The 5,537-nt window shown below is 68.4% G+C and carries 3 protein-coding genes; 2 read left to right on the top strand and 1 reads right to left on the bottom strand.

Annotation, left to right across the window (positions count from 1 at the left end; genetic code table 11):
- Positions 1-911 (bottom strand): peptidylprolyl isomerase (locus AC2W7C_RS12875; RefSeq protein WP_486001796.1); only part of this gene is annotated, 911 nt, incomplete at its 3' end.
- Positions 912-1,150: 239 nt separating this feature from the next.
- Between AC2W7C_RS12875 and secA the strand changes: the two genes are divergently transcribed.
- Positions 1,151-4,009, top strand: a complete 2,859-nt coding sequence (secA, locus tag AC2W7C_RS12870) for a preprotein translocase subunit SecA (RefSeq protein WP_486001795.1) — start codon at positions 1,151-1,153, stop codon at positions 4,007-4,009.
- A 175-nt stretch (positions 4,010-4,184) separates the two neighbouring features.
- Entirely contained in the window at positions 4,185-5,348 is a 1,164-nt protein-coding gene (locus AC2W7C_RS12865) for an aminotransferase class V-fold PLP-dependent enzyme (RefSeq protein ID WP_486001794.1), read from the top strand.
- Positions 5,349-5,537: the final 189 nt, after the last annotated feature.

Below are 5,537 nucleotides of genomic sequence, written 5' to 3'. Positions count from 1 at the left end.
GGCGGGGGCGGCCGGCGCGCGGGGCGCGGAAGCGGGTTCCTGGGGTCGGGCGTCCCTCGCCGTTCAGCAGGACGGTCGACCTTGGCCTTGCCTCGCAGTTCCTCCAGCAGCTGGCGCACCCCTTCGTAGGTCAGGTAGCGCACGATCTGGGGCCGCGCCTGCTCGAGCGTGGGCGGCGTCTCCTTGCGACGGTCCTCGACCCGCAGCACGGCCCAGCCGCCCTCGGTCTGGAACGGGCCGACGGTGGAGCCGGCCGGCCGGTCCCGAAGCGCGTTCGCATAGGCCTGCGGCATCACGTCCAGGGTCGAATAACCCAGGTCGCCGCCCGAGAAGCGGGTCGCCTCGTCGACCGACCGCTCCATGGCGACGGCCTCGAAGGCCGCGCCCTGGGCCAGGATGCCGACCACGGCGTCGGCCTCGGCCTTGGTGCGCGACAGGATCAGGCGGGTGCGGATCTCCTCCGAGGTCCGCGCCAGGCGAAGCTGCTCCTGATAGAGGGCCTCGACCGACTTGTCGGTGATGGTGTTGTTGACGACGGTTTCGACCAGCATGTCGCCCAGGATGCGTTCGCGGGTGGCTTCCAGGCGGCGTTGCGCCAAGGCGGAGTTGTCCAGGCCCCGGCGTTCGGCCTCGCGGCCCAGCAGTTTCTGATCGATCACCTCGTCCAGCACCCGCCGGAACAGGTCCGAGGTGACGTCCAGCGGCTCGCCCTCCCCGACCAGGCCCTGCGCCACCGCTTCGCGACGGACGTCCGAGGCCCAGATGGTCTCGTCCTGGACCTTGGCCACGGCGCGGTCTCCCGGCTCGGGCGGACGCTCGGACCCGCCCGGACGGCCGCAGGCGGCGACCGTCAGCGCCAGTCCCAGGACAAGGGCGGTCAAGACCGGAAACAGGGTGCGGGATGGCCTCATTCGGGCGCGCTCCGTCGGCGGGCGGCAATAGCCCTCGCGTTGACAGGGATAAGGCCGGTGCTTAAGTCCCGCCTGCGCCCAAGTCGAGGGGTTTTCGATCGTTCGCGCGGCCCTCGCGCGCGCCTGGATTGCAGGCGCACCGGGCCGCCTTCGCCGAGGCCCCTCCGCGGCGCTCGACCGCCGCCCTTCCGGGACCTCGTACCAGAGCCATTCGCCGCTCGCCCGCCTTCGGATCGCCCATGCTCGGCTTCGCCAAGAAGATTTTCGGTTCATCCAACGACCGCAAGGTCAAGGACTTCATGAACCGCGTTCAGAAGATCAACGCGCTGGAGGCCAAGTACGCCGCGCTGTCCGACGACGAACTGCGGATGATGACCGACCACTTCCGGGATCGGATCGCGGGCGGCGAGAGCCTGGACAAGCTGCTGAACGAGGCCTTCGCCGTGGCGCGCGAGGCCTCCAAGCGGGTCCTGGGGCAGCGTCAGTACGACGTCCAGCTGACCGGCGGCATGATCCTCAACGAAGGCGGCATCGCCGAGATGCGCACCGGCGAGGGCAAGACCCTGGTGGCCGTGGCTCCGGTGTACCTGAACGCCCTCCTGGGCAAGGGCGTGCACGTCATCACCGTCAACGACTACCTGGCCCGTCGCGACGCCGAGTGGATGGGACGCGTCTACCGGTTTCTGGGCCTGGAGGTCGGCGTGATCGTCAACGGCCTGTCGCAGGGCCAGCGCCAGGCGGCCTATGCGGCCGACATCACCTACGGCACCAACAACGAGTTCGGCTTCGACTATCTGCGCGACAACCTGGTCTACGACCGGCGCGAGATGGTCCAGCGCCCGCACCACTTCGCCATCGTCGACGAGGTCGACTCCATCCTGGTCGACGAGGCCCGGACGCCGCTGATCATCTCGGGCCCGACCGAGGATCGCTCGGACCTGTATCTGACGGTCGACGCGATCATCAAGGAGCTGATCCAGGACAAGGCGACCTACGACCTCGACGAGAAGCAGCGCCAGGCCCTGCTGACCGAGGAAGGCTCGGAGCGGATCGAGCAGATCATGGAGGAGCGCGGCCTGTTCGCCGCCGACACCACGGGCCTGTACGACGCGGCCAACATCACCCTGGTGCACCACATCAACCAGGCGCTGCGCGCTAACACCTTGTATCAGAAGGACAAGGACTACATCATCAAGGCCGGCGAGGTCATGCTGATCGATGAGTTCACCGGTCGGATGATGCAGGGCCGCCGCCTGTCCGAGGGCCTGCACCAGGCGATCGAGGCCAAGGAAGGCGTCAAGATCCAGCCCGAGAACCAGACCCTGGCCTCGGTGACCATCCAGAACTATTTCCGCCTCTATGAAAAGCTGTCCGGCATGACCGGCACCGCGGCGACCGAGGCCCAGGAGTTCCTGGACATCTACAAGATGGACGTCCTGGAGGTGCCGACGCATCGTCCGGTCCAGCGCATCGACCACGACGACGAGATCTTCCGCACCGAGGCCGAGAAGAACCTGGCCATCGCCAAGCTGATCGCCGAATGCCACGTCGCGGGCCAGCCGATCCTGGTCGGCACCGTCTCGATCGAGAAGTCGGAGGTCCTGTCCGAACTGCTGAAGACCTACGAGTACAAGACCGAGGTCTCGCGGACCCTGAAGCCGGAGTTCGCCGGCAAGGACAAGGAGGCCGCCAAGATCGGCGACGCCGCCTACGACATCACCTATGAGACCAAGCTGCGCGGCATTCCGCACAGCGTCCTGAACGCCCGCCAGCACGAGCAGGAGGCCTATATCGTTGCCGACGCGGGCCTGCCCGGCGCGGTGACCATCGCCACCAACATGGCCGGCCGCGGCACCGACATCCAGCTCGGGGGCAACCTCGAGATGCGGATGCAGAAGTGGCGCCAGGACCAGCGCAACATGGCCGTCGAGGTGACCCCCGAGATGGAGGCGGCCCAGGAAGCCGAGTTCAAGGCCGACATCGCCGTCCAGAAGGAGAGGTCCCTGGCCGCCGGCGGTCTGTTCGTCCTGGGCACCGAGCGCCACGAGAGCCGCCGGATCGACAATCAGCTGCGCGGCCGGACGGGCCGTCAGGGCGACCCGGGCGTCTCGAAATTCTTCCTGTCCTGCGAAGACGATCTGCTGCGCATCTTCGCCGGCGATCGGCTGGACGCGATCATGCGCAGCTTCGGCGTGGCCGAGGGCGAGGCGATCTCGCACCCGTGGCTGAACCGCGCCGTCGAGACCGCCCAGAAGCGGGTCGAGACCCGCAACTACGACATCCGCAAGAACCTGCTGAAGTACGACGACGTCGTGAACGACCAGCGCAAGGCCGTGTTCGAGCAGCGCCAGGAGTTCATGGACGCCGAGGACCTGTCCGAACTGGTCGCCGAGTTCCGCGGCGACGTGATCGCGGACCTGGTCGAGAAGCACATGCCGCCCAAGGCCTACGCCGAGCAGTGGGACATCGAGGGGCTGGACGAGAAGGTCCGCTCGACCCTGGGCCTGGAGCTGCCGCTGGCCGACTGGGCCGCCGAGGAAGGCGTCTCCAACGACGAGGTCGAGGAACGCATCGTGGCCGCCGCCGACGCCCGCGCGGCCGAGCGGCTGGAGCTGGTCGGCGCCGATCAGATCCGGGGTCTGGAAAAGCAGTTCATGCTCCAGATGATCGACATGCAGTGGCGCGAGCACCTGGTCCACCTGGACCACCTGCGCGGCGTCATCGGCCTGCGCGGCTACGGCCAGCGCGATCCGCTGAACGAATACAAGACCGAAGCCTTCAACCTGTTCGAGACGCTGCTGTACGAGCTGCGCCACAACGTCACCCGCTGGCTGATGACGGTGGAGTTCCGCTTCCAGGACGCCCCGCCCCCGATGGAGATGCCCGAGTTCCAGGAAATCCACCTGAACCCCGGCACCGGCGAGAACGAGATGGCCAACCCCTCCGCCCAGCTGCCGGAAGGCCAGCTGCAGGGCGAGGATCGCGCCCGGCTGCCGGTCGAGGCCCTGCCGGTGGGCTGGGAGCGCACGCCGCGCAACTCGAACTGCCCCTGCGGCTCGGGGCGCAAGTTCAAGCACTGCCACGGCGCGCTCGTTTAAGGGCGCTAACGCTCGGGACGCGGTCCCTCGCTGCTTGAGCGGTCTTGGGCGCTAGCGCTCGGGGTACGGACCATCGCTGTCTGGAGGTGGCTCAAGCATGGAATTGGAGGCGGATTCGCGGTGCGGGTCCGCCTCTTTTCTATTGGGCCGGCGGGCGATCCGGTTAAGGTCGGGCATGAGCTACAAGCCCCTGTTCTCCCGCGCGCTGTCCCTGGATCCGGCGCGGCTGCATTTCGCCGCACACAGCCACCACCTGTGGCCCGACGCCAGTTTCGACGGCCAGGTGCGCGCCTGGGTCGAGGCCAACCAGTTCGCCGACCGCAAGTGGGACCTGATCTTCGGCGACGTCGTGCCGGAGGCGCAGGGCCATGTGGCGAAGGAGCTGGGCTTGCCGTCGCCGGACAGCATCGTGTTCGCGCCCAACACCCACGAACTTCTGCTGCGCATCGTCTCCGGCCTGGAGCGCAAGCCGGTGCGCATCCTGTCGACGGACGGGGAGTTCCACTCCTTCCGCCGCCAGGGCGAGCGCTGGGAGGAGGCAGGCCAGGCGGCGATCACCCGCATTCCCCTGCATCCCTTCGAAACCTTCGACGCCCGGTTCGTAGAGGTCGCCCAGGCCGGCGGCTTCGACCTGATCGTCGTCAGCCAGGTCTTCTTCCGCACCGGCCAGACCTTCCGGCGGATCGCCGATCTGGCGGCTCTGGCCGACCCGGCGGGTCCCTGGGTCGTGGTGGACGGTTATCACGGCTTCATGGCCGCGCCGACGGATCTGTCGGCCGTGGCGGACCGGATCTTCTATCTGGCCGGCGGCTACAAGTACGCGATGTCGGGGGAAGGCGCCTGCTTCCTGCACGCCCCGCCCGGCGTCTGCCCGCGGCCGGTGATCACCGGCTGGTTCGCCGAGTTCGGCGACCTGGAAGGACCGCCCGGAGGCGTCCAGTACCGCACCGACGGCGGCCGGTTCTGGGGCGCGACGTTCGACGCCAGCGCCCTGTACCGCTTCAACGGCGTGCGCCGCATGCTGGACGAAGCGGGGCTGACGACCGCGGACGTCGCCGCCCATGCGCGCGGCCTGATGCAGGCCTTCCAGTCGGCCGCGGGCTCGGGCGAGGCCGGCCGGCTTCGGGACGCCGAACTGCTGAATCCGGTCACGGACGAAACCGTCCGGGCGCGCTTCCTGGCCTTCCGGCACGAGGACGCGCCGACCTGGCGCAGGCACCTGCTGGACGCCGGCGTGGTCGCGGACGTACGCGACGACGTCATCCGGTTCGGCTTCGGTCTCTATCAGGACCAGGCGGACGTCGAACGGCTGATCGAGATCTGCCGACGGGCGCTCTGAGCGACCGATACAATTGGGCCGAGACAACCGAGACACGGCCGCCGCTACAATCCGAAGACATCGTGGACAGCCGCGACATGGCCGCGATTTTCGGCTCAGAAAAAGGTGGTGTCTTCCTGCTGCTTTTGGCCTTCGGGCGCTTGCGGGGGCGCCGCCGGCCGCGCGGCGGGGGCCGGGCACGGACGGAGC

This window comes from Brevundimonas sp. CURTG3B2_SDJG, assembly GCF_057364705.1.
This window is presented reverse-complemented; position numbering and strand designations above follow the sequence as displayed.

What these genes read in the sequence shown, in the direction of transcription:
- secA (WP_486001795.1), top strand. Translation starts at nt 1,151, where the DNA reads ATGCTCGGCTTCGCCAAGAAGATTTTCGGTTCATCCAACGACCGCAAG.
- AC2W7C_RS12865 (WP_486001794.1), top strand. Translation starts at nt 4,185, where the DNA reads ATGAGCTACAAGCCCCTGTTCTCCCGCGCGCTGTCCCTGGATCCGGCG.